This window comes from Psychrobacter raelei, from assembly GCF_022631235.3.
GTDB lineage: Bacteria > Pseudomonadota > Gammaproteobacteria > Pseudomonadales > Moraxellaceae > Psychrobacter > Psychrobacter raelei.
In genome coordinates, this window is sequence record NZ_CP093310.2 from 2,053,130 (window position 1) to 2,074,470 (window position 21,341).

The 21,341-nt window shown below is 44.4% G+C and carries 17 protein-coding genes, 1 other RNA gene and 1 pseudogene; 6 read left to right on the forward strand and 13 right to left on the reverse strand.

What is annotated here, in order from left to right:
• The first annotated feature begins 6 nt into the window (after positions 1–6).
• Both hscA and fdx read left to right on the forward strand, forming a co-directional pair.
• Positions 7–1,959 carry a Fe-S protein assembly chaperone HscA gene (gene hscA, locus MN210_RS08560; protein WP_338412050.1) on the forward strand — a complete coding sequence of 651 codons (1,953 nt, stop codon included), beginning with the start codon at positions 7–9 and terminating at the stop codon, positions 1,957–1,959.
• 83 nt (positions 1,960–2,042) lie between these two features.
• Positions 2,043–2,381, forward strand: a complete 339-nt coding sequence (fdx, locus tag MN210_RS08565) for an ISC system 2Fe-2S type ferredoxin (RefSeq protein ID WP_011960855.1) — start codon at positions 2,043–2,045, stop codon at positions 2,379–2,381.
• Positions 2,382–2,483: 102 nt separating this feature from the next.
• Here the strand turns inward: fdx and MN210_RS08570 are convergent, their stop codons facing one another.
• The 6 genes and pseudogenes from MN210_RS08570 to MN210_RS08590 form a co-directional block, all read right to left on the reverse strand.
• Positions 2,484–2,918: an HIT domain-containing protein gene (locus MN210_RS08570; protein WP_007395256.1), complete on the reverse strand. Its 435-nt coding sequence runs from the start codon at positions 2,916–2,918 to the stop codon at positions 2,484–2,486.
• A gap of 447 nt (positions 2,919–3,365) precedes the next feature.
• Positions 3,366–3,494, reverse strand: coding sequence for a hypothetical protein (locus tag MN210_RS08575; RefSeq protein ID WP_255016507.1), 129 nt, complete (start codon positions 3,492–3,494; stop codon positions 3,366–3,368).
• Between the two features lie 242 nt (positions 3,495–3,736).
• The gene (gene mfd, locus MN210_RS08580; protein WP_338412051.1) at positions 3,737–7,462 is read right to left on the reverse strand and encodes a transcription-repair coupling factor; all 3,726 of its coding nucleotides are present in this window, start codon (positions 7,460–7,462) and stop codon (positions 3,737–3,739) included.
• A gap of 85 nt (positions 7,463–7,547) precedes the next feature.
• Positions 7,548–7,791: pseudogene (locus tag MN210_RS13320) on the reverse strand (RNA-guided endonuclease InsQ/TnpB family protein); the annotation flags it as partial.
• A 51-nt stretch (positions 7,792–7,842) separates the two neighbouring features.
• On the reverse strand, positions 7,843–8,361 hold the full coding sequence (gene rraA / locus MN210_RS08585; protein WP_110817357.1) for a ribonuclease E activity regulator RraA: 519 nt from the start codon (positions 8,359–8,361) through the stop codon (positions 7,843–7,845).
• A gap of 103 nt (positions 8,362–8,464) precedes the next feature.
• Positions 8,465–9,175, reverse strand: coding sequence for an NAD(P)H-binding protein (locus MN210_RS08590; protein WP_011960858.1), 711 nt, complete (start codon positions 9,173–9,175; stop codon positions 8,465–8,467).
• Between the two features lie 355 nt (positions 9,176–9,530).
• Here MN210_RS08590 and rpsF point away from each other — a divergent pair, with 355 nt between their 5' ends.
• The 4 genes from rpsF to ssrA all read left to right on the forward strand — a co-directional run bounded on the left by rpsF (position 9,531) and on the right by ssrA (position 11,280).
• A complete protein-coding gene (rpsF, locus tag MN210_RS08595; protein WP_011960859.1) occupies positions 9,531–9,935 on the forward strand; it encodes a 30S ribosomal protein S6 in 405 nt (134 codons plus the stop codon).
• 26 nt (positions 9,936–9,961) lie between these two features.
• A complete protein-coding gene (gene rpsR, locus MN210_RS08600; protein ID WP_007395263.1) occupies positions 9,962–10,189 on the forward strand; it encodes a 30S ribosomal protein S18 in 228 nt (75 codons plus the stop codon).
• Between the two features lie 19 nt (positions 10,190–10,208).
• Positions 10,209–10,703: a 50S ribosomal protein L9 gene (gene rplI, locus MN210_RS08605; RefSeq protein ID WP_011960860.1), complete on the forward strand. Its 495-nt coding sequence runs from the start codon at positions 10,209–10,211 to the stop codon at positions 10,701–10,703.
• Positions 10,704–10,922: 219 nt separating this feature from the next.
• Positions 10,923–11,280: a transfer-messenger RNA gene (ssrA, locus tag MN210_RS08610) on the forward strand.
• 93 nt (positions 11,281–11,373) lie between these two features.
• Here ssrA and MN210_RS08615 read toward each other — a convergent pair.
• The 7 genes from MN210_RS08615 to MN210_RS08645 are packed head-to-tail and all read right to left on the reverse strand — an operon-like array spanning position 11,374 to position 21,329.
• Positions 11,374–11,958, reverse strand: coding sequence for an N-acetylmuramidase family protein (locus MN210_RS08615; protein WP_241878255.1), 585 nt, complete (start codon positions 11,956–11,958; stop codon positions 11,374–11,376).
• A 52-nt stretch (positions 11,959–12,010) separates the two neighbouring features.
• Positions 12,011–12,295, reverse strand: a complete 285-nt coding sequence (locus tag MN210_RS08620) for a hypothetical protein (protein WP_241878256.1) — start codon at positions 12,293–12,295, stop codon at positions 12,011–12,013.
• Positions 12,276–12,791 (reverse strand): hypothetical protein, encoded by a 516-nt coding sequence (locus tag MN210_RS08625; protein WP_241878257.1) that lies wholly within the window; start codon positions 12,789–12,791, stop codon positions 12,276–12,278. Before MN210_RS08625 ends, MN210_RS08620 begins: the two co-directional genes overlap by 20 nt.
• 48 nt (positions 12,792–12,839) lie before the next feature.
• On the reverse strand, positions 12,840–19,208 hold the full coding sequence (locus MN210_RS08630; protein WP_338412052.1) for a TipJ family phage tail tip protein: 6,369 nt from the start codon (positions 19,206–19,208) through the stop codon (positions 12,840–12,842).
• A complete protein-coding gene (locus tag MN210_RS08635) occupies positions 19,208–19,918 on the reverse strand; it encodes a tail assembly protein (protein ID WP_241878258.1) in 711 nt (236 codons plus the stop codon). Before MN210_RS08635 ends, MN210_RS08630 begins: the two co-directional genes overlap by 1 nt.
• Positions 19,918–20,631, reverse strand: a complete 714-nt coding sequence (locus tag MN210_RS08640; protein ID WP_241878259.1) for an NlpC/P60 family protein — start codon at positions 20,629–20,631, stop codon at positions 19,918–19,920. Before MN210_RS08640 ends, MN210_RS08635 begins: the two co-directional genes overlap by 1 nt.
• Positions 20,628–21,329: a phage minor tail protein L gene (locus MN210_RS08645; RefSeq protein WP_241878260.1), complete on the reverse strand. Its 702-nt coding sequence runs from the start codon at positions 21,327–21,329 to the stop codon at positions 20,628–20,630. Before MN210_RS08645 ends, MN210_RS08640 begins: the two co-directional genes overlap by 4 nt.
• Positions 21,330–21,341: the final 12 nt, after the last annotated feature.

The window sequence follows — 21,341 nt, forward strand, 5'->3', positions numbered from 1 at the left end:
TGTGTTATGTCCTTATTACAAATTGCTGAACCCAACCAAAGCGCAAAGCCGCATGAACATAAATATGCTCTAGGTATCGACTTAGGCACAACGCGTTCTATGGTCGCTGTGGTACGCTCAGGTAAGGCAGCACTTCTTGAAACCGCTGATGCTAAGACCAAAGACAACTTACTGCCTTCGGTGGTTTATTACGGTACTGCTAATGATACTAACGCCCCTATCGTCGGTAGCGAGGCGCTGTCTTATTTTGAGACCGATCCCGTTAACACCATCATCTCAGCCAAGCGCTTTATGGGCCGTAGTGTTAAAGACATTAAGTTCTCACATCCGTATCAGCTCAAATCAAGCGAGACTAGCGCAGATGCTATGCCCTCGTTTGTGACTGAGCAGGGCAATGTGTCCCCTGTTGAAGTTTCGGCCGACATCCTTCGCACCCTAAAAGATCGGGCTCAGCGTGCTCTACCAGACGATAGTATTCAAGGTGCAGTGATTACCGTGCCTGCCTACTTCGATGAAGCTCAGCGCCAAGCGACAAAAGATGCTGCTCAATTGGCCGGTCTGAAGGTGCTTAGATTATTAAATGAGCCTACCGCTGCTGCCGTAGCTTACGGCTTAGACCGTGCTGCCGGCTCAAACGATGAGGCCCAACAAGAGCGTCTGTTTTTGATTTATGATCTTGGCGGTGGCACATTTGATGTGTCTTTGCTTAAGATGAATGAGGGCGTGTTTGAGGTGCTGGCCACAGGCGGTAACAGCGCCTTGGGCGGCGATGATATGGATCGCCAAATTATGGGCTGGCTGTTAAAACAGGCCAATCTAAACCCAAAAGACTTAACCGCCCAGCAGCGCACCCATATTGCACGTCAGGCAGAAGGCTTTAAACAAGCGCTTACGCATCGTGATCGTGTTGATGTGAGTATTGATATCGCTGACATCGATTGGTCAGGCACATTAACCGCTGTAGACTTGATCCAAATCGTCGAGCCCATCACTCGCCGTACGTTGGCCACTTGTGAGCAAGTTATGCGTGATGCCGGCGTAAGCATTGAGCAACTAGATGAGATTATCTTGGTCGGTGGCTCGACGCGTATGCCAGTAGTACAGCAAGCGGTTGAGCAATTTTTTAACAAAACCCCTTTATCTCATCTCAACCCTGATGAAGTAGTGGCATTGGGTGCGGCGCAAGTGGCCGATCAGCTGATTAAAAAAGACAAGTCAAACAACGTGTTATTGCTTGATGTCACCCCACTGTCTTTAGGCCTTGAGACCATGGGCGGCTTGGTAGAGGTGGTTATTCCACGTAATACCCCCATTCCTGTGGCCAAAAAACAGACCTTCACTACCTATCAAGATGGCCAAACTGGCATGGTAGTACATGTGGTACAAGGCGAGCGTGATACGGTTGAGCACTGCCGCTCATTGGGCCGCTTTGAATTATATGGTATACCGCCCATGAAAGCAGGGCTTGCCCGCATTGAAGTCACCTTTGACATCGATGCCAACGGACAACTATCAGTCAGCGCTTTTGAAGCGACCTCTGGGGTTAAGAGCGATATCAAAATCACCCCATCGTATGGTTTAAGCGATGAGCAGCAAGAACAACTGCTGCGTGCAGGCTTTGAAAATGCCGCTCAAGATAAGTTATCTCGCAGTCTTATTGAAGCCAAAGTAGAAGCTGAGCGTGAAGTGTTGGCGTTACAGTCTGCTCTACAAGAGTTTGGGGCTTTATTGTCTGACACTGAGGTGACTGACTTACAACAAGCCATGAGCGCACTAAGTGACTCTCTAAATCAGGTGTCCTCTAGCTTGAATGCTGAGCCAGAACAGCTGCAGCAACTTAAAGCCGATGTAGAGGCAAAACAGGCCGTGTTAAAGCCTTTAAGTGATACCTTTGCCGCCCGAATTATGGATCAAAGTGTTAAGCAATCACTTGCTGGCACCAGCACAGAATCTTGGTAACAGCTGCTAGACCCTAGGCCCAGTGATTCATATTCTAATCGATACAAATCTGACTTTATTAAAAATACCTATTGGAAAATCTTATGCCAAAAATTACCTTACTGCCGCATCACGAAATCTGCCCTGAGGGTGCGGAAGTTGAATTAGAAAGCGGTGTGAACCTTTGTAAGGGTCTTCTTGAAAAAGGCTTCAAAATTGAGCATGCGTGTGAGATGTCTAAGGCATGTACCACTTGCCACGTTATTGTACGCAAAGGCTTTAACAGCTTAGAGGAGATGGATGATATCGAAGCTGACTTGCTAGATAGAGCTTGGGGCTTAGAGCCTGACTCTCGCTTGTCTTGTCAGGTACAGGTTGATGATACCGACCTGGTAGTGGAAATTCCAAAATACACGCTAAACCACGCAAAAGAGAACCATTAAGCCATCCATTACAGCGAACTGTGTCATCTAAAACTATCGCCATAAAAAAAGACACCGCATTAAATGTGGTGTCTTTTTTTATCACGATAAATTTATAAAAGCTTACTGCATTTGCCAATCAAAGGGCATCTGATTGTGGCCTCTGAGCGCCATCATAAGTGTCTGCTGCATGGCCAAATACACCTCTTGGGTATAAGGTACTGCTGGCGTCCCCCAAACTGGGTTTGGCCAAGCCAAATCATTTTGATAACGTACAATGTGATGAAAGTGCAGCTGTGGGACTTGGTTGCCTAAAGCAGCCACATTCATTTTGTCCGCATTAAAGGTTTTGGCCATTTGACTAGATAACCAGCTGGACTCACGCAAAAATTGTGCTTGGTCGGCTGGAGATAATTCATAAATCTCTTGTACGCCCGCCACTCTAGGTACCAAAATCAACCAAGGAAACTGGCAGTCATTAATTAGACGACAAGTTGATAGCGGGAAATCTCCAACTAAAAACGAATCTTTAGCAAGCGTTGGATGAAGTTGAAACATATTGGCTCTCTTATTTATTTTAATGATTCTGCAGTTCGATATTTTATCAGGTATTGCCCCGATATTATAGATGCAACACCATGTTTAATATTTTTGCCAACTTTGCTTAGATTTCATTAGCCAATGCCGGTGCATCATGACTTGATGATTCACTTGATGATTCACTTGATGCTTAGTGCATAACCATTAATCTTTAACCAAAAAAAAAGCCTTGAGAGCTCAAGACTGTTTTATGCATCAAGATGGGGTCACCTACTGTTTACCAGCTGACTGACTCAAGCCAGCAAAACCAACCAACCCATCGACCTTGAGCGAGATACACAAGTCGCTACTTGCTGTTATTTTTATAATCAGCATCCTGCTAAAAAAGCATTCATCCCTAAAATCTTATTATTGTTATTGTGCCGTTGTTATTATCGTAAGCTTACTATGCCGCGCTACAGCCGATTACATCTCCATAGCATCTTCAACGTCATCATCGAACCAGTCGGGTACCTGAAGCTCTTCTAAATCTGCTGCTAAGCACACGGTTGCAGCGTTTGACAGATTGTTTGATAAAACATTAAATAAGGTCATTCTCGTCCTCCTAAGCTTGGGTGGTTTGTCATTTAGTTTCTTGGGTGGTTTGTCATTTAGTTTGTTGTTATCTGTTCAATAACTACAAGATACCCGCCCTAGATGACAAACTCATTAAGCAATGATGACGATTTTATGACCCCGCTATTTTGTCACCCATTGTATAAGCACAACCGGTGATAACGGCTACTGTTTACCAGCGCGCACTTAAGCACAATTAAGCGCACTTAGCAAAATAGCGACTACTGAGCCGCTTTGTCCTTAACATGACGGGTAAAGTGATTGAGCAGTTCACGCACTACTTCTACTCGCTTGGCTGGCGTGTCAAGCTTATCCGGGTTGGTATAGCGGATACCTGAGGCACCATTCATACGGTAGCGATTACCATCAGACTGAATAAGCTGAATAATCGCTAGTGCTTCAACTGGTGTGTCTGGGGCAAACTCTAGGATAACGCTGTTGCTGGTCGCATCAATCTTATAAATCGCCAAAGGCTCAGCCAATACCCGCAGCTGATGAATCGCAAACAGCTGCTTGGTCTGATCAGGCAGCGCACCAAAGCGATCAATCATTTCGGTACGAATGTCAGTAAGCACCTCTTTGTCTTCGGCATTACTGATACGTTTATAAAACAACAAACGCTGCGGCACATCATTGACGTAATCTTCAGGTATCAGCGCGGAGCTGTGAAGATTAATATCACTGGTCAACGACAGCGGCGTGTTTAAATCCGGCTCTTTGCCCGCTTTAATGGCTTTGGTTGCCCGCTCTAGCATGTCCATGTACAGACTAAAACCAATGGCCTGCATGTTACCGCTTTGCTGTTTACCCAGTATCTCGCCAGCGCCGCGAATCTCCAAGTCCTCACTGGCCAGCATAAAGCCTGCGCCCAAGGTATTGGCACGCTCAATGGCAGTTAAGCGCTTTTTGGCATCGCCTTTTAGGCCTTTTACCGAAGGCACTAGAAGATAACAGTAAGCCTGATGGTGACTACGCCCTACTCGGCCACGTAGCTGATGCAGCTGCGCTAAACCAAATTTATCGGCGCGCTCGATGATAATGGTATTGGCATTGGGCACGTCAATACCAGTCTCAATAATGGTGGTGCAGACCAGCACGTTGAATTTTTTGTGATAAAACTGCTGCATCACCTGCTCAAGACCACGCTCATTCATCTGACCATGCGCAACACCGACTCGAGCCTCTGGTACAAGCTCCCGGATATTTTCTGCCATACGCTCGATGCTAGCGACATCATTATGCAGCAGGTACACCTGACCGCCACGCAGCAGTTCACGCAAAATAGCCTCTTTCATGAGCTGATTTGTCTTTTGCATCACGAAGGTCTTAATCGACAAGCGGCGCGCCGGCGGAGTGGCAATAATCGACATGTCACGCATACCGGTCAATGCCATATTGAGCGTACGCGGAATAGGCGTGGCAGTCATAGACAAGCTATCAACATCGCTTTGAATGGCTTTAATTCGCTCCTTGTGACGTACCCCAAAGCGGTGCTCTTCATCGACAATCATTAAGCCTAAATTGGCAAATTTCACGTCTTTTTGTAGCAGCTTATGGGTGCCAATAACAATATCTACTTTGCCTGCTGCTAGATCCTCTAGCACTTGATCTTGGTATTTTTTGCCACCAAAGCGAGAAAGCGTCTCCACTCGAATGGGCCAATCAGCAAAGCGGTCTTTAAAGTTGTCTTCATGCTGTCCTGCCAGCAAGGTAGTCGGCACCAGTACCGCCACTTGATAGCCACTATTTACCGCAATAAAGGCCGCGCGCATGGCCACCTCTGTTTTACCAAAGCCCACATCACCGCAAATCAGGCGATCCATCGGCTTGTTCTGCTTCATATCATGCATCACCGCATCGATGGCATTGGCCTGATCGGGGGTCTCTTCAAAGGCAAACTGGCTGGCGAACAGCTCATACTGAGCCGTTTCCACCTTGAAGTGGATACCCTCTTTGGCCTGACGGCGCGCCTGCATATTAAGCAGCTCAGCCGCCACATCGTGGATTTGCTCCAGTGCTTTTTGTTTGGCCTTATCCCATTTACCGCTACCAATCTTATGCAAAGGCGCAAGTGCTGGATCACCGCCACTATAACGACTAATCAGCTGTAGATTGGCCACGGGCACATAGATACTGGCATCATCGGCATATTTTAGATGAATAAATTCTTGCTCACCTTCACCGATGTCTAGAGTGATTAGACCATGATAACGACCAATACCTTGGTCAATGTGCACCACCGGACTGCCTTCCGTTAATTCGGTGACACTTTTTACTAAGAACTCTTCGGACACATCGCTTTGGCGGCGACGACGGGTTTGTAGCACTTGACGACCAAACAGTTGAGTTTCACTGATAATGGATAAATGCTGATCAATCACTGCGCCGCGCTCAATAGGCGCAATGGTCAGACCCACCGTTGGCTTAGTGTTGCTAGCGGATGCGGTGTTTTTAATCAATGATTGCTGATACAACTCACTGCCTAAAAACTGCTGTAAGCTATCAAAGGTCTGCACATTAAGCTTGCCGCGAAATAGCTCAAGTAAAATCTCACGTCGGCCAGCAGTCTCGGCCACCACTAGGATTGGGCGCGCTAAAGCCGCCTCAGTGGTGTTGTCATCCCACCCGGCACTGGCATAATTTAAAAGCTCTAATAAAGGCTCAGCTTTTTGATGACTGACCGGCAGCTCAGGCGGCATCAGTGCCGGCAGTTTTACCTTACCGCTTTGAGTATTATCGGCAGCTGCTAAGTCACTTTGGCTTAAGATAACGCGTGGATACGCATTGAGCATCTCATTTAAGCTATTGCTTGGTAAATAAAGCAATGTAGGGTCTACAATTGGCTTATCGATATCATGACGGCGCTCTTCATAACGGCGCTGAATCTGTGACCAATAGTCAGCCTGCGCCTCAGCCGTATTTTCATCGATAATAAACAGGGTATCTTTGGGAAAATAGGAGAATAAATGGCCATTTTGTGACCAATCCTCTATTTCAAAAAATAATGGCTGGTAGTACTCCAGACCACTACTGGCAATGCCTGCCATTACGTCTTTGTGTAGCTCAAACCTGCGGCTACTGACATTGGGGAACATGGCTGCAAAGTTATTACGGAAGGTCTCTTTGCCCTCATCTAGCGGAAACTCTTTGGCCGGCAAGATCTGAAACTGAGTGATTGGCTTAGACACATCAGGCAGCTTATGCAGTAGAGATAAGGATTCAACCGTTAAATCATGCTGATTGGCACTATTGGCATCGGCACGGCCTGCAACCAGATCCATCAAGGTCTGAGTAGACAGTGTGCGCTGAGTCTGCGGGTTAAAAAATCGAATGGTCTCAATTTCATTATCAAACAAATCCAAGCGTAGAGGAAACGGCTGACCCATGGCGAAGATATCAATCACACTACCGCGCACCGCAAATTCACCGGGTTCAAACACATTATCCACCGCCCGATAGCCGGCTGCGGCGAGCATCTCTCGTTGTTGATTGATGTCAAAAATATCACCAACGCTTAAATCAAAATGCTGACCAATCAGCCAGCTTGGCGGCGCCATACGCTGCATCAGCGTCTGAATACTAATCAGTAAAATGCCCTGCTTTGGCATATCGGTTAATAGATTGATACGCTCACTGACAATATCTTGATGCGGTGACAGCTCATCATAGGTCAGTGTCTCCCAATCAGGAAACACATAAGCATCGACACCGCAAAACGCCAATTCTGTCTCGATCTGGTTGAGCTGGTTTTGATCTTTGGTGACGACCACCTTGAGTCTATTGGCGACATTGGCCACAGGACAATCACTTAAACTGGCCAGCCATAAGCTGCCTGCTGCTGCATAAGCCGGATAAAGCCAGCGCTTTTGCGCCTTATCGATAGGAAATAACTGCTCGTTGGTGGGGGTAAAAATATCGGTTAAAGGGTGCTCAATAAATTTAGGCATAACGGTGTAGTATGTATCCTTATCAAAGGCCAGTGTGCTAAAACTAAGTAGGAAGGCCGTTATTATACGAACAAAAATGGCAACAACCAATTTTTGATACCCAATCCATATAGTCTTTAACAGTGATACAGGCGTACCACCGGTTACGATTGTCTTGCACTATCTAAAGCGTATTGATTTGATATGGCGATAGGTTATCAACGACATCTGTGACAAGCTTCTAAGCTTTAGATAGTGAAAGTTGAATGGTCAATTTCAGCGATCATTTACCGGTCTGTCTTATATCCGGTCTGTCTTATATGTAGATACTTGATAGCTGACATCTTAAACAGCGCTCAGACCGCTGATAATAAAAATAAAACAATAAGCGGCTAGGCACACTAGGCAATCAGTGGTTTATCACTGGCAATAATGCCGTTATTATCAGCGTAGATAATCATGCCTGAATTTAAGGTCAAATCACCAAAACGAATTTCGATATCCGTCTGACCTTCGCCGCGGCGGTTGGACTTACGAGGAATACAGCCAAGCGCCATGACACCGATATCCATTTGTGCCATGTCATCCACATCACGCACGCAGCCATAAACAATCACGCCAGCCCAGCCATTATCAATGGCTGATTGGGCAATCATATCACCAAGTAGTGCACAGCGCATTGAGCCACCGCCATCAACCACCAATACTTTGCCCTCACCCTTGGCATCTCGGCCATCCGTATTTAGCAGCTCTTTAACACGGCTGTTGTCCTCAAAGCATTTAACCGTAACAATCTCACCACAAAATCTGTCCTTACCCCCAAAACTATAAAAAGACTTGCCTTCAATATTAGGCAAGCACACCTGGCTTTCAGGATTGGCATCCAACAAATCACAGGTCACAAAGTTGGTTTTGGTCATCTCAGTCATGGTTGTTCCCTCAAATAGTATTATGGTTGCACATCTTTTTGGCTTAAGACATCAGCCAGTTTGATTTTAAGCTAAAAACAGCCTTGTGTTTAGCTTAAGACTTTAATTGGGTCATCGCAAGCAGTTGTTTATTGTCTATAATGGTTACTTTATGTACTTGCGACTCTGTCTGGGCATCCATAAATCTATGGCGCTCATATAAGTTTTGAGCGGTTACCGCCATAGCAGCGGCGACTCTTTGTGCCTCAATAGGACGAGCCTTCATGGTCTTAGGCACCAAAGGCGAGAATACCTTATAAATACTTTGAGCGGTATTTTCAAGTACGCGCCCTTTGTGTTTGCCAAGTAGTAAAGACGGCTGGAAGATGACCAATTCATTAAAACCCAGCTCGCTTACTGCTTGCTCAAGCTCGCCTTTAACACGGTTATAAAAAAAGCGGCTTTTGACATCTGCTCCAAGAGCGGACAATAAAAAGAAGCGCTGTACTCCTTTTTCGCGGCACACTTTGGCAAATTCGAAATTGTATTCATAATCAATGCGTCTAAAGGCCTCTTCACCACCGGCCTGTTTTTTGGTGCTGCCCAAACAGGTAAAAGCATCTGTATCTGAGCCAATGGCGATACTGGCCATGATTTCTTGTAAGTTGGTAAAATCGCCCAATTGATAAAACTGCATTTCTGCAGACATGCGCTTTGGTGGCTTTCTGGCCACGATGATCAAGCTGTCATACATTAAACTTAGGTGGTTTACCAGTTGCTTACCAACCAGTCCAGTTGCGCCTATAATTATGGCTTTACGTTTCATAACTTAGTACCTATTTGATAACGCTTCTTGTAACGCGCACAGCTTTTGCTGATTTTATAAAGTTTTTCAAAGGTAATCATAGTAGCAGGCTACTCTAAACATTTTTACCCCTTCGCTCAATCAGTTATTGAGGATTGAAACCATTTGATACAAAGCTTGTTAATATCGCCAATAACTGTTATAATCCGCCGCTTTATAGCAACAAGTAATTTTGAAAGGGCTTTAATTATACAGCCTTTATCCTAAAAATTATTTTATTGTAGATGGTTACTTTTATTTTTATTATCTGTCTTTGCTATAAATCTCCTTGCTGTTGACATGGGGTCAATGGCTACTAATCCGTAAGGAGTCTTAAATGCGACATTACGAAGTGGTGCTTATCGTACACCCTGACCAAAGCGACCAAGTAGTCGGAATGGTTGAGCGATATATCAAATTAGTTCAAGACAACAATGGTATGGTTCATCGTCTTGAAGATTGGGGCCGTCGTCAATTGGCTTACCCAATTAACAAAATCCATAAAGCACACTATGTTTTATTCAACATCGAGTGTGATGGTGCAACTCTAGAAGAGCTTGAAGAGCTATTCCGTTACAACGACGCTATCATCCGTAGCTTAGTTGTTCGTCGTGACGACGCTATTACTGAACCTTCACAATTAGCAAAAAGTGCTGATGAGAAGCGTGCCCGTAAAGCTCCACGTAGCGAAAACTTTGACAACGATCAGGATGATGAGTCTAACGACGATTCTGACGAATAATTTAAGCTCATTTAAGGAGAAGATCCATGGCACGTTTTTATCGCCGTCGCAAATTTTGCCGTTTTACCGCTGAAGGTATTACTCACATCGACTATAAAGATGTTGAGCTACTAAAACAATACATCAGTGACAATGGTAAAATTGTTCCTAGCCGTATCACTGGTACGTCTAACAAATATCAGCGTCAATTAGCCACTGCTATCAAACAAGCTCGTTACTTAGCATTGCTACCATACACTGACAATCATCAGTAAGCCAACTTAGGAGTGACTCATGCAAGTTATTTTATTACAGCGTATCGTCAACCTTGGTAAACTTGGCGAAACTGTGGATGTAAAATCAGGTTACGGTCGTAACTATCTTATCCCACAAGGTAAAGCTCTACCTGCCACACCAGCTAACGTTGAGAAGTTCGAAGCACGTCGTGCTGAGCTTGAAGCAATTGAAGCTGAAGAGTTAGCAGCTGCTAACAAACGTGCTGAAGCTTTAACTGACGTTAACGTTATCATGCGCGCTAAATCTGGTGAAGATGGTAAACTATTTGGTTCTATCGGTACTCGCGATATCGCTGATGCCCTTACCAAATCTGGTCTTGAAGTGGATCGCGCTGAAGTTAAGCTACCTGAAGGTACTTTACGTCAAGTAGGTGAATACAACGTTGACATCCAACTACACCACGATATCTTTGCTAGCATCCTAGTTACTATTCTTTCTGAAGATGGTGATGTAGAAGCAGCACAACAAGAAGCTGAAGAAGACGCAGAGTAATTTATAGCTGAGAGCCAAGCGCCCTCACCTATTCTTACTTTGATAGTTATCTACCGCTTTTGGTTGTAGAGATCAAAAAAAGACAGCTTAGGCTGTCTTTTTTTATGGGTAAGGGGTTTGGTAAAATTAGTTATCTATATTAATATGTTACCTAATGTAAGAGCCGGCTTACTTGGCTTGTGCTCGATGAAAAATGTCTATATAATTACTCGTTCAATTGGGGATGTTCTGGCTTCGACGCTGGTGATGAAACTCAATGATGCATGTCGAGAGTATATGTCCTCTCGTTAATCAAACATATATTGTTATAGTCGCAAACGACGAAACTTACGCTCTAGCAGCTTAAACCCTGCTTACTCCTCTGCCCTTTACCCATAGTGGGTTAGACGAGTTGAAGCGCACGCATATGGGTTCGCTTAAATGATTGCCTTAATCATTTAGGTTCAAACTTAAAGGATCGCCCTATCCAACCTGACTGTCGGTTCGGTGCGGGTTAAAGCCAAAGACAGACCCTAAACATGTAGATTCATGAGCGTAGTGCTGGCGGACGCGGGTTCAACTCCCGCCATCTCCACCAAATATTAGTAATAAAATCAAGCCCCTCACCAGAGGGGCTTTTTTTATGACAGGCTTTTGACGTGATTTTACTTAAAAGCATGTCAAGATGATATCACGCTGCAAACTTTTTATGTGCTGCGGCCAATTTCTCATCATAGCGATTCTTACGGTACTCCTTGCCGTTGTAGCCGCGCGCAAATGATGCCCACTGGTTATTTTGTAATTCATCTTTAAGCCCGAATCTTTCAACGTATCGCAACATTGCTTCTAGTTGTTCTGCTTCACTCGCATACATTGCATTGATAAATGACTGTAGAGATTTATAGCCCAGTTTTGACCAGTGATAGCCCATTACTTGACCAAGTCCCCAGCTGCAAGACTGCAATGCTGCATCTCTATTATAACTTGCTGCAATTGCTAGTTTGTGGTTTTGCTCTGAGTACTTACCATAACCGCCAGCCCTCGGATTGCAAATGCGCGGGTGTTTAGCCATTATTTTAAGTCGCATCGTAAACCAGCGAATATCACCCAGCAGTTTCCAAAATTTATGGCGCTCAAACAGAATTTTTGGTGTGCCGTCCGCGTTAAACCCTGTGCCACGGCTCTCAACCTCCAACACTGCTTTAACTTGAGCGTAAGTGTAGCCATGTTTATTTGCTGCATCTTTGATTTGTTGCTCTGTTAAATATTTGCTCATACCTGTACCTCAAAAAAATAAACCCCGCATTGCGGGGTGTTTGTTGAATTGATTATTGGCGATATCGATATCGTGTTAACAACCAGCACCAAGCCACCACCATCATTATCCTTTGAACCTCAATTGGCGAATGATAGCTTGCTGATAGCTCTAAAAACTCAAGTGCAGCCGTACCCCATGCTAAAGTGCCCAGCATGACCGCAAGTGCATCACATGCAAGTGTTGGCTTGCGTCTACTTGTGATGTGCATATGTCTTATTAATATGTAAAATCCGTAACCGGCAGCAATAATGCATAACACTGCACTTAAGTTAAAATTAAGATTTAGTATTGTCATCTCGATCTCCTTTATCATCCACAACAACCTTGAATTTAAAAGGGTTAACTGCATTGATAAATGCTGCATGATTACGTGATATTGATGCTGCTGCTAACAGCCCTTGTAATATTGGTGCTGACAACAGAGCTGCAATAAAAGCGTAAGCAGACATAATTGGGGGCTGCGGCTCAACTGCTGACGCTAAAATCAAACACAGCGATAGAGCACCAAAAACCCCTAAAAATGGTTTTGCCACCAACAGATATCTGAAATGCTTATCAATTTGCTCAATTTTAAAAAATAGCGATCCGACACCGCCCGCAAATGCAAAAATCCAGATTGGCAGCCACGATTTAAGAAAAGGTACGCCAAAGCCCCACGTATTGGCTGCGATTGTGCGAATCGGTTCTGCTGTACTTGCGACTGCTGCTGTTGTTATTAGCAATATAATTGCAATTACCCACAGCATACGTTTTTTAAGACGTATGCCTTGAGTTAAAATCTTTTTGAGCATATCGCCCCCTTATTCTAAATATAAAAAAACCACCCGAAGGTGGTGTGGTTATGCAAATTTTACGTTTACATTGTCGATAAAGTCGCCTAGTACCGTCATTGCAGTCGACCCTCCGCTGTTTGCAAGAACGAACACAACCGTATTGTAGCCTTCTTGTAGTTCAAAATTGATTTCGGACTGCCCTTGCGTGTACTTCTTCTCGTAAACCCCGCCAGGGCTAAAGACTTTTACATATAAAATGTCATTTAAATTTACCAGATATTGACTGACATTCGTTTTCTTTCCAGCCCTAACCGCTATGCTGAATTCTACGGTTTGCACCTGCCCACCGCCGCCATATTCCGGAGCTATGAACGTAAACCCTCCGAAGGACGGTAAACGTAACGTTTTATCTTTCATCGGTTCATCAGGGTTGTATAAAAGGTACCCGTTAGTCGCGTAGTAATTCGACATTTTAACAAGGTAACTAGGCGTCCATGCCGACCGCTTCATCGACTCAATATCAATAGTACCGCTAATTTTGTCGGCTAATACAGTGCCCTCAAACCGACCGCTAAGTGCAGTTAGATTACCGTACCTATCAACGATGAAGCGGTTATTGATATTCAACTCACCACCATTGATTATCGGTGCTGATATCGTTTGATTGGCTTTGATATGCTTACCCAGAATTGTGCCGTCAGCAATCAGGTCGCCATTAAATACTGCCTGATTATTGACTAGACTAAACATGGGCTTGACGACACCATCACCAGCATCTCTAACAACACCGAATTTGTCAGCCATAACGATGACTTGAGACTCTGCTGTTTGCTCGCTTGCCATTGCTCCCACTGCGATGCCCGCAATAGCTCGCTTGCCTCCAGCTATTGCTTGAGTTTTGATGGTGTGAGTTGACTGTGCTTTGTCTTTTGTTACTGACGTATTTTGCAGCGTTGTGATCTTACCTTCGGCAGTTCCGATACGAGCCACGGCTTGATTGGTAGCAACAGTCTGCGCTTGATCTTTGCTCGCTTGAGTTTGCTTGAACTCATCAAGACTGGCTTTTGTGTTGTTGATCTCCTCAGCCACGTCTTCAGGGGCTGGTGTCCAGTCAAGTAATTTAGTACCTCTAAATATTTGAGCTTCCTCTACATAGGTTGTTATGTTTGGACCATATACAGAAAGCCACAAGTTCCCAGTTTCATCAACTGTGAATGTTTTTTCTACATTGTGATAAATTTTACTGTTGCCATCATTATTATAAACAGAGCCATCTATACCGACTTTATTGTCTTTTTCACCTGTATAGAGCAGTAAAACACCCCATCCAGCTGTTAAGTCAACCTTTTTAATATGTATAGTGTATTCGGTATTTGGTTCTAGTTTAATTGGCTGTTTTGGTGTTTTATATGAGCCACCCTCCCAGTTACTGTCGTCTGATAAGTATTTATATTGAAAGTGGTTCCGTCCGCCAATTTCAATAGCATCAACCTGAGCATTTGCATGAGCTTTGGCAGCAGACTCAGCCGCATCTGCCTTGGCTTTTGCATCAGCTTTGGCAGCCGCTAATTTAGCATTGGCATCATCAATAGCACGCCGTTCTTCAGCACTGATAAGACCGTCTGCATAAGCTTTATCAGATACGCTTTTAGCATTAACCTGAGCATTTGCATACTCTTGGGCTGCTGATTTAGCCGCATTAGCTTTAGCCTCAGCATCAGCCTTTGCAGCATCTATTGCTTGCTGCTTAGCTGTGTTTGCTGCACTTTGCCACTCACTTTGTAGCCCAGTACGTGCGAGACTGGCTACTTCAGTCTTACTAGCTTTGGTACTTTGTAAGTTAGTGATACTGCTCTCTGCATCACCAATACGAGACAAAGCTTGATTGGTAGCAATGGTCTGCGCTTGGTCTTTACTCGCTTGGGTTTGCTTAAACTCATCAAGACTGGCTTTTGTGTTGTTGATCTCCTCAGCCACGTCTTCAGGGGCTGGTGTCCAGTCAAGTAATTTAGTACCTCTAAATATTTGAGCTTCCTCTACATAGGTTGTTATGTTTGGACCATATACAGAAAGCCACAAGTTCCCAGTTTCATCAACTGTGAATGTTTTTTCTACATTGTGATAAATTTTACTGTTGCCACCATTATTATAAACAGAGCCACCTATACCGACTTTATTGTCTTTTTCACCTGTATAGAGCAGTAAAACACCCCATCCAGCTGTTAAGTCAACCTTTTTAATATGTATAGTGTATTCGGTATTTGGTTCTAGTTTAATTGGCTGTTTTGGTGTTTTATATGAGCCACCCTCCCAGTTACTGTCGTCTGATAAGTATTTATATTGAAAGTGGTTCCGTCCGCCAATTTCAATAGCATCAACCTGAGCATTTGCATGAGCTTTGGCAGCAGACTCAGCCGCATCTGCCTTGGCTTTTGCATCAGCTTTGGCAGCCGCTAATTTAGCATTGGCATCATCAATAGCACGCCGTTCTTCAGCACTGATAAGACCGTCTGCATAAGCTTTATCAGATACGCTTTTAGCATTAACCTGAGCATTTGCATACTCTTGGGCTGCTGATTTAGCCGCATTAGCTTTAGCCTCAGCATCAGCCTTTGCAGCATCTATTGCTTGCTGCTTAGCTGTGTTTGCTGCACTTTGCCACTCACTTTGTAGCCCAGTACGTGCGAGACTGGCTACTTCAGTCTTACTAGCTTTGGTACTTTGTAAGTTAGTGATACTGCTCTCTGCATCACCAATACGAGACAAAGCTTGATTGGTAGCAATGGTCTGCGCTTGGTCTTTACTCGCTTGGGTTTGCTTAAACTCATCAAGACTGGCTTTTGTGTTGTTGATCTCCTCAGCCACGTCTTCAGGGGCTGGTGTCCAGTCAAGTAATTTAGTACCTCTAAATATTTGAGCTTCCTCTACATAGGTTGTTATGTTTGGACCATATACAGAAAGCCACAAGTTCCCAGTTTCATCAACTGTGAATGTTTTTTCTACATTGTGATAAATTTTACTGTTGCCACCATTATTATAAACAGAGCCACCTATACCGACTTTATTGTCTTTTTCACCTGTATAGAGCAGTAAAACACCCCATCCAGCTGTTAAGTCAACCTTTTTAATATGTATAGTGTATTCGGTATTTGGTTCTAGTTTAATTGGCTGTTTTGGTGTTTTATATGAGCCACCCTCCCAGTTACTGTCGTCTGATAAGTATTTATATTGAAAGTGGTTCCGTCCGCCAATTTCAATAGCATCAACCTGAGCATTTGCATGAGCTTTGGCAGCAGACTCAGCCGCATCTGCCTTGGCTTTTGCATCAGCTTTGGCAGCCGCTAATTTAGCATTGGCATCATCAATAGCACGCCGTTCTTCAGCACTGATAAGACCGTCTGCATAAGCTTTATCAGATACGCTTTTAGCATTAACCTGAGCATTTGCATACTCTTGGGCTGCTGATTTAGCCGCATTAGCTTTAGCCTCAGCATCAGCCTTTGCAGCATCTATTGCTTGCTGCTTAGCTGTGTTTGCTGCACTTTGCCACTCACTTTGTAGCCCAGTACGTGCGAGACTGGCTACTTCAGTCTTAGATGCCTTTATAGACTGTAAATTAGTGATGCTGCTTTCAGCGTTGTTTACTTTACTAACAAGCGTTTGACGGGCACTTGCTTCAGCTTGATCGCCTTCTATCCTTGCTGTGCGCTCTTCTTCGAGTCCAGCTACCAGCTCATCTTTTTTAGCAGTCAACGTTGTTAACTGTTTAGCTTGAGCATCATTAACCTCTTCAACCTCACTGATTTGCGTACTAAGCTCTTGAGCTTTAGCAGTCAAAGCATCTGTTTGTTTTTTATCTTGTGCTGCCAGTGCTTGTTGTCGTGCTGTTACCTCAGCTTGGAGCGCTTGAGCACGTGCTTGAGCTTCTGCTTGAAGGGCTTGAGCACGTGCTTGGGCTTCCGCAGCTACTTTACTAGCAGCGTCAGCATTGGCACTGCTGACAGCTTGGGTCTTAGCGGTATCAATATCAGACTGTAAGCTGTCAATCAGTGTTTTTGACAGCTCGGTTTGGGTGATTTTACCATTGATGCTGGCGACGATTTGCGACGCATCATCACTGCATTGACCACTCATAGCTACCCAATTACCTGTGTTGCCCTGATCATCAATCAGTCTTAACCAAAAATAGTGAGTCTCTGACAGCTTAACGCCGTTTTGAGTAAAGGTATCGGTGGGGTAAGACAAAGTAGCAACTTTAGTTGCAGTAGCTCTGTTATTGCTTAAGCTACGGTATATCTCAATCTTAGCCTTATTGATAACCGTTGTTGGATTAGTCCAGTCTAATTTGATAGCAAATAGCTCAGGTGTGGCTTTTAGTCCTTTGATATCATAGTCAATAGACCACTCTTTGATGACTGGCTCTGTCAGTTGGCCGTTGGCAGATTTGCCACGGATTTCAGCTTTGTATTCGCCGTTTGGCAGGCCTTTAAGCTTGATTTCGGCGCTGTCTTGGCTGTAGCTGCGGTATAGCTCTCCGTCTTTATAGACTTTGATCAGATACTCTGTAGTGTTAGTACCTTCCCACGCAATTAGTAGCTCATCCCCGTCTTTAGAGACACGGCCGTAGCTGACTTGTGGTGTGTGCTTGGTCGCTGTATCATCTTGCTCAAAAGTTACGCCTTGATCAACTACCGCTTCTTTATTTTCGTCATGTTGAACAGCACTAATTGTATACGTGTCACCGTCTTCTTTGATGCTTAAAGCACGGAACAATCTTGGTTTAACGTCTGTTTTAGTGGCGCTAAATACACCCAATTGCTCGATACCAACGGGCGTATCTGTTAGAGTAATTTTGGTGCCATTTACTGATTGCACAGACACAGTTTTGCTTTGACCATTAGCATAGTAACGGATATTTTTAATATCGCCCATAGCACGGTCAGCAGTAATTGTATTGCCTGCAACTGATAACACACGCCCAGCGATCATATCGCCAGCGTAGTCGTTGTCTGCAATCTCTATGATGTCAAACGGCAAATGACGGATACCCTCACGGCCCACTTTAAAGCTAACCATTTGTTGCTCACGGATAGAGGTTTCAATCAACCATTTACCGACACGAGCAGCTTGACCACGGCTTGTACAACCAAAAGCGGTGATTTGTTTAACGTTTAGACCATAGCGTTTAATCGCGTCATCATTAGCGACATACTCAGTCTTTGTCGCATAGCCATCGGTTTTGTCGTTATATTTAACATGTGCAGCAGTAAAGATGGTCTTTTGCCCAGCACCTTGGTAGCCAAACAACCCATCTGCCACGTTTGCATTAGTATAAGTAGCTACAGGGTCTTTTTTGGCATCTTGCAATGCCATCACTTGTTGACCATCCCAAACGGCAATTCCACGGAACACACTAGCTAAGTCATCTAATAAAGCTTTAGCATCACTAGGCTCGCTGATATACGCATTACAAGTAAAGCGTGGCTCTTCGCCGCCAAAGCCGTCAGGAACTATCTGATCACAGAATTTAGCAATCTGATACAGTGACCATTTATCACAACCAAACTCGCCCAGACGGTCACCCAAACCATAGCGCTTATCAGTTGCTAGATCATAAAATACCCACGCAGGGTTATTTGACCATGCGGTCTTAAATTCACCTAACCAGATACCATCATAGGTGCGAGTGATAGGGTCGTAGTTATTTGGTACTTTTATCTGAGTCCATTTGTTCAGATACGTGCGTGTGGGGATTTTGCCCCCAAATTGGGCTGAGTCAATCTCAAGCCCAACTACAACTGAATTTGGATAGTTAAATTTAGCGTCTATTGATTCTACATAGCTTACCCAATGCGTAGCATTACTAACGCTATCTGTATTGCTGTCTGGGGTGTTGCGATGCACACTAATGTTGAAGGGTGTATCTGGTAAATCTGTCAGTACAACGTCTTGATGGTAGGCTGAAGTGGTTTTGCCTGTAATAGTGACCGGATAATTTTTATTACCACACTTAACAGTTAAAGATACAGAGCCACCAACACGGTCACCGTTGTCTTTAAGGGTTACAAGTGAACCAAGAGCAAGAGTGACTCTGACGCTATCAACCAATGGGTCTGTGATAGTACGAGTAATAGGCTTAGATGCTTTAACTTCAGCGCCCACTGATACGATCTTATCGGTGCTATCAAAGCCAGCTAGATAGTCTTGATTGTGCGTTCCCGGAAGAGCAGATACACGTATGCCGGTGAAATTATAACTACCATCTTCATTTTGCACAGGCGTATTGTCTAAATAGATATTTTTAAACGTGACATCTTGGCCTGCCACGCCTTCGCATAACAAATCAATAATTTTCAGCTTTTGTGCTGACTCTAATGTATTTGGTTGCTCGATGGGCGTATGTCCGCCACCGCCACCTTTTCCTCGACCACCCATCAATCTACCCTCACTGTATAATTAACCGCTCTTACAGAGTCATCATCTTTATCCAAGTTGTAGTTTTGGAATGCTGCTGGCACATGATAATCACGAGTTTGCACCAGCTCGGCAGCATCTTTTGCGACAACATCGCCACTCACTTTATAGCTCTCAATCGATTGCGATATGACTTTACTGCCAATCATAATTTCGCCATACGCTAAAGGTACACATGAACCTTGTGCTGTGCTGTTGCCTAGGCTACTGAATGATGATGAGCGTGATTGATCAGTGTTGCTGGTATCGCCAAATTTAGGTTGCTTAGTCAGCATCTGAGCGACACCGCCCAACACCAAACCGATACCAGCACTAAACATGGCAGTTGACATAGCGCCCATTGCTGCCAGTGATGTGCCTCCTGTAAAAAATGCTGCACCGATCATGGCTGTACCTAAGATAATCTGCCCATATTTACCAGCGCCAGCAATCTCTGGCACAATGTGTATAACATCATTTGCTGTCAAGTCACGGCTAAAATCTGTGCTGATAGTCTTATCTGTTACGTCTTTGCGAGCAACACGTACAAAATAACCGCCTTCAGCTATGCGCTTTTGCAATCCATCAAGTTGAGTAAATAAAGCACGCATGGCTTCGCCCGCAGTCTTGACATGCAAGTCAAAGCGGGTGCCAAAATCAGTTAAATCACCGTATAGTCTTACGATTGCCATTATTTTGTTGCCTCTAAATCATTAAAAATAGCGGTCATCATGTCTGATTGCCAATCTTTATGTCGCCACACGCTGTGCATTGATTTATGCCAAACATTACAGAAGCCCTCACGTCTGGATAGTCCGCCGTATGGGTGGTGTAGCACTTGCTCATCACCCAGATAGATGCTTGCATGGTTAGCATTACCACGGATTGACGTTAAGATGACGTCGCCGGGCTGCATATCAGTCAAATTAACCTGATAAAAACCAGTCTTGGGGAAGTTAACAATAAAAGCATTGTCAGCTATCTCCTGAGCTTCACCTTTACGCTTATACGACATCAACTTGATGCCGCATAGCATATAAGCATCCTCAACTAATGAGTAACAATCATGCTTGCCATACTCAAAAGTACGACCACGTAATAAAGGGGCATAGCGGTATTTGATAATTTCCCAACTTTTAATATCATTAGTAACTGCTAACCACCAATCACAACGTGTCTTATGTTGTGTCTTACGATCTGCACCGCTTAGATAACGTTGTCCTTGGGGGTGTGAGTGCACAATTACGTCTGCTGGTTGCCAGTCGTCACGGCTGATTCTAAATGTCTGGGTTGGATTGTCTGCGACATTGTCACAAGCTATGTAAGCACCATCAAAAATCATGCCACAGCTTTCTTTGGGATATTCGTTTTTAGCGTGGCAAATTATTTGCTCATCTAATGTCATAACTTATCAACCCCTACAAATCCGCCAAACGGCAGGACTGCTTTACGGCCAAATCTGGCACGACACCCCTGTAAGCACTTGCTGCATTTGTCTTTTTCAGGGTCATCAGTAGGCTGATCAAATTCATCAGCGACGGCATGCCCCGTGTAGCCACAGCCATCACCTCTATACGTCCAGCCACACGTATTTGCAACGATAATACGACGGGGCAACATAACCCCATCTGTCTCACTCGGTACTGCAAGCTCAAACGTAGCACTTTGACTGTTTAGAGATGAGTAGCGCTCAATGACATAGCGTGATACAAGCTGCTGGTTTGGATCAGCATTTGGATTGCCCTTGGCAAAGTTAGCTGCATCTAAATGCTGGGCATAGACTTGGCGACGGGTGACAACTGCACCTACGCCCCCTTGGTAGTCTTCAACTACTGCAGTAACCAAACCATATAAGTTTGATAGGGTGATATTAGGGCGGTTACTGGCCCCCGTGTTTTTAAGCTCAAAGCCATCTGCGCTGATAGGGTACGGAAGATAAGTCACGCCTTGCCAGACAATCGGCTGACCCAATTCGTTAGTTTGGTTGCAAAAGTGATAGACGTCGCCACCAAATTTGGTAAAGTCGATATCAAACAGCTCAAGCAACACATCCTGCTCAAGCTGAGTGATTGCTTTGTTTTGCTCGGGTGTTAACTCTCTCATACTGGACTCTTT

Excerpts from the sequence above, each read along its gene's own strand:
- hscA (WP_338412050.1), top strand. The coding sequence starts at position 7 with ATGTCCTTATTACAAATTGCTGAACCCAACCAAAGCGCAAAGCCGCAT.
- fdx (WP_011960855.1), top strand. The coding sequence starts at position 2,043 with ATGCCAAAAATTACCTTACTGCCGCATCACGAAATCTGCCCTGAGGGT.
- MN210_RS08570 (WP_007395256.1), bottom strand. The coding sequence starts at position 2,918 with ATGTTTCAACTTCATCCAACGCTTGCTAAAGATTCGTTTTTAGTTGGA.
- MN210_RS08575 (WP_255016507.1), bottom strand. The coding sequence starts at position 3,494 with ATGACCTTATTTAATGTTTTATCAAACAATCTGTCAAACGCTGCAACC.
- mfd (WP_338412051.1), bottom strand. The coding sequence starts at position 7,462 with ATGCCTAAATTTATTGAGCACCCTTTAACCGATATTTTTACCCCCACC.
- rraA (WP_110817357.1), bottom strand. The coding sequence starts at position 8,361 with ATGACCAAAACCAACTTTGTGACCTGTGATTTGTTGGATGCCAATCCT.
- MN210_RS08590 (WP_011960858.1), bottom strand. The coding sequence starts at position 9,175 with ATGAAACGTAAAGCCATAATTATAGGCGCAACTGGACTGGTTGGTAAG.
- rpsF (WP_011960859.1), top strand. The coding sequence starts at position 9,531 with ATGCGACATTACGAAGTGGTGCTTATCGTACACCCTGACCAAAGCGAC.
- rpsR (WP_007395263.1), top strand. The coding sequence starts at position 9,962 with ATGGCACGTTTTTATCGCCGTCGCAAATTTTGCCGTTTTACCGCTGAA.
- rplI (WP_011960860.1), top strand. The coding sequence starts at position 10,209 with ATGCAAGTTATTTTATTACAGCGTATCGTCAACCTTGGTAAACTTGGC.
- MN210_RS08615 (WP_241878255.1), bottom strand. The coding sequence starts at position 11,958 with ATGAGCAAATATTTAACAGAGCAACAAATCAAAGATGCAGCAAATAAA.
- MN210_RS08620 (WP_241878256.1), bottom strand. The coding sequence starts at position 12,295 with ATGACAATACTAAATCTTAATTTTAACTTAAGTGCAGTGTTATGCATT.
- MN210_RS08625 (WP_241878257.1), bottom strand. The coding sequence starts at position 12,791 with ATGCTCAAAAAGATTTTAACTCAAGGCATACGTCTTAAAAAACGTATG.
- MN210_RS08630 (WP_338412052.1), bottom strand. The coding sequence starts at position 19,208 with ATGGGTGGTCGAGGAAAAGGTGGCGGTGGCGGACATACGCCCATCGAG.
- MN210_RS08635 (WP_241878258.1), bottom strand. The coding sequence starts at position 19,918 with ATGGCAATCGTAAGACTATACGGTGATTTAACTGATTTTGGCACCCGC.
- MN210_RS08640 (WP_241878259.1), bottom strand. The coding sequence starts at position 20,631 with ATGACATTAGATGAGCAAATAATTTGCCACGCTAAAAACGAATATCCC.
- MN210_RS08645 (WP_241878260.1), bottom strand. The coding sequence starts at position 21,329 with ATGAGAGAGTTAACACCCGAGCAAAACAAAGCAATCACTCAGCTTGAG.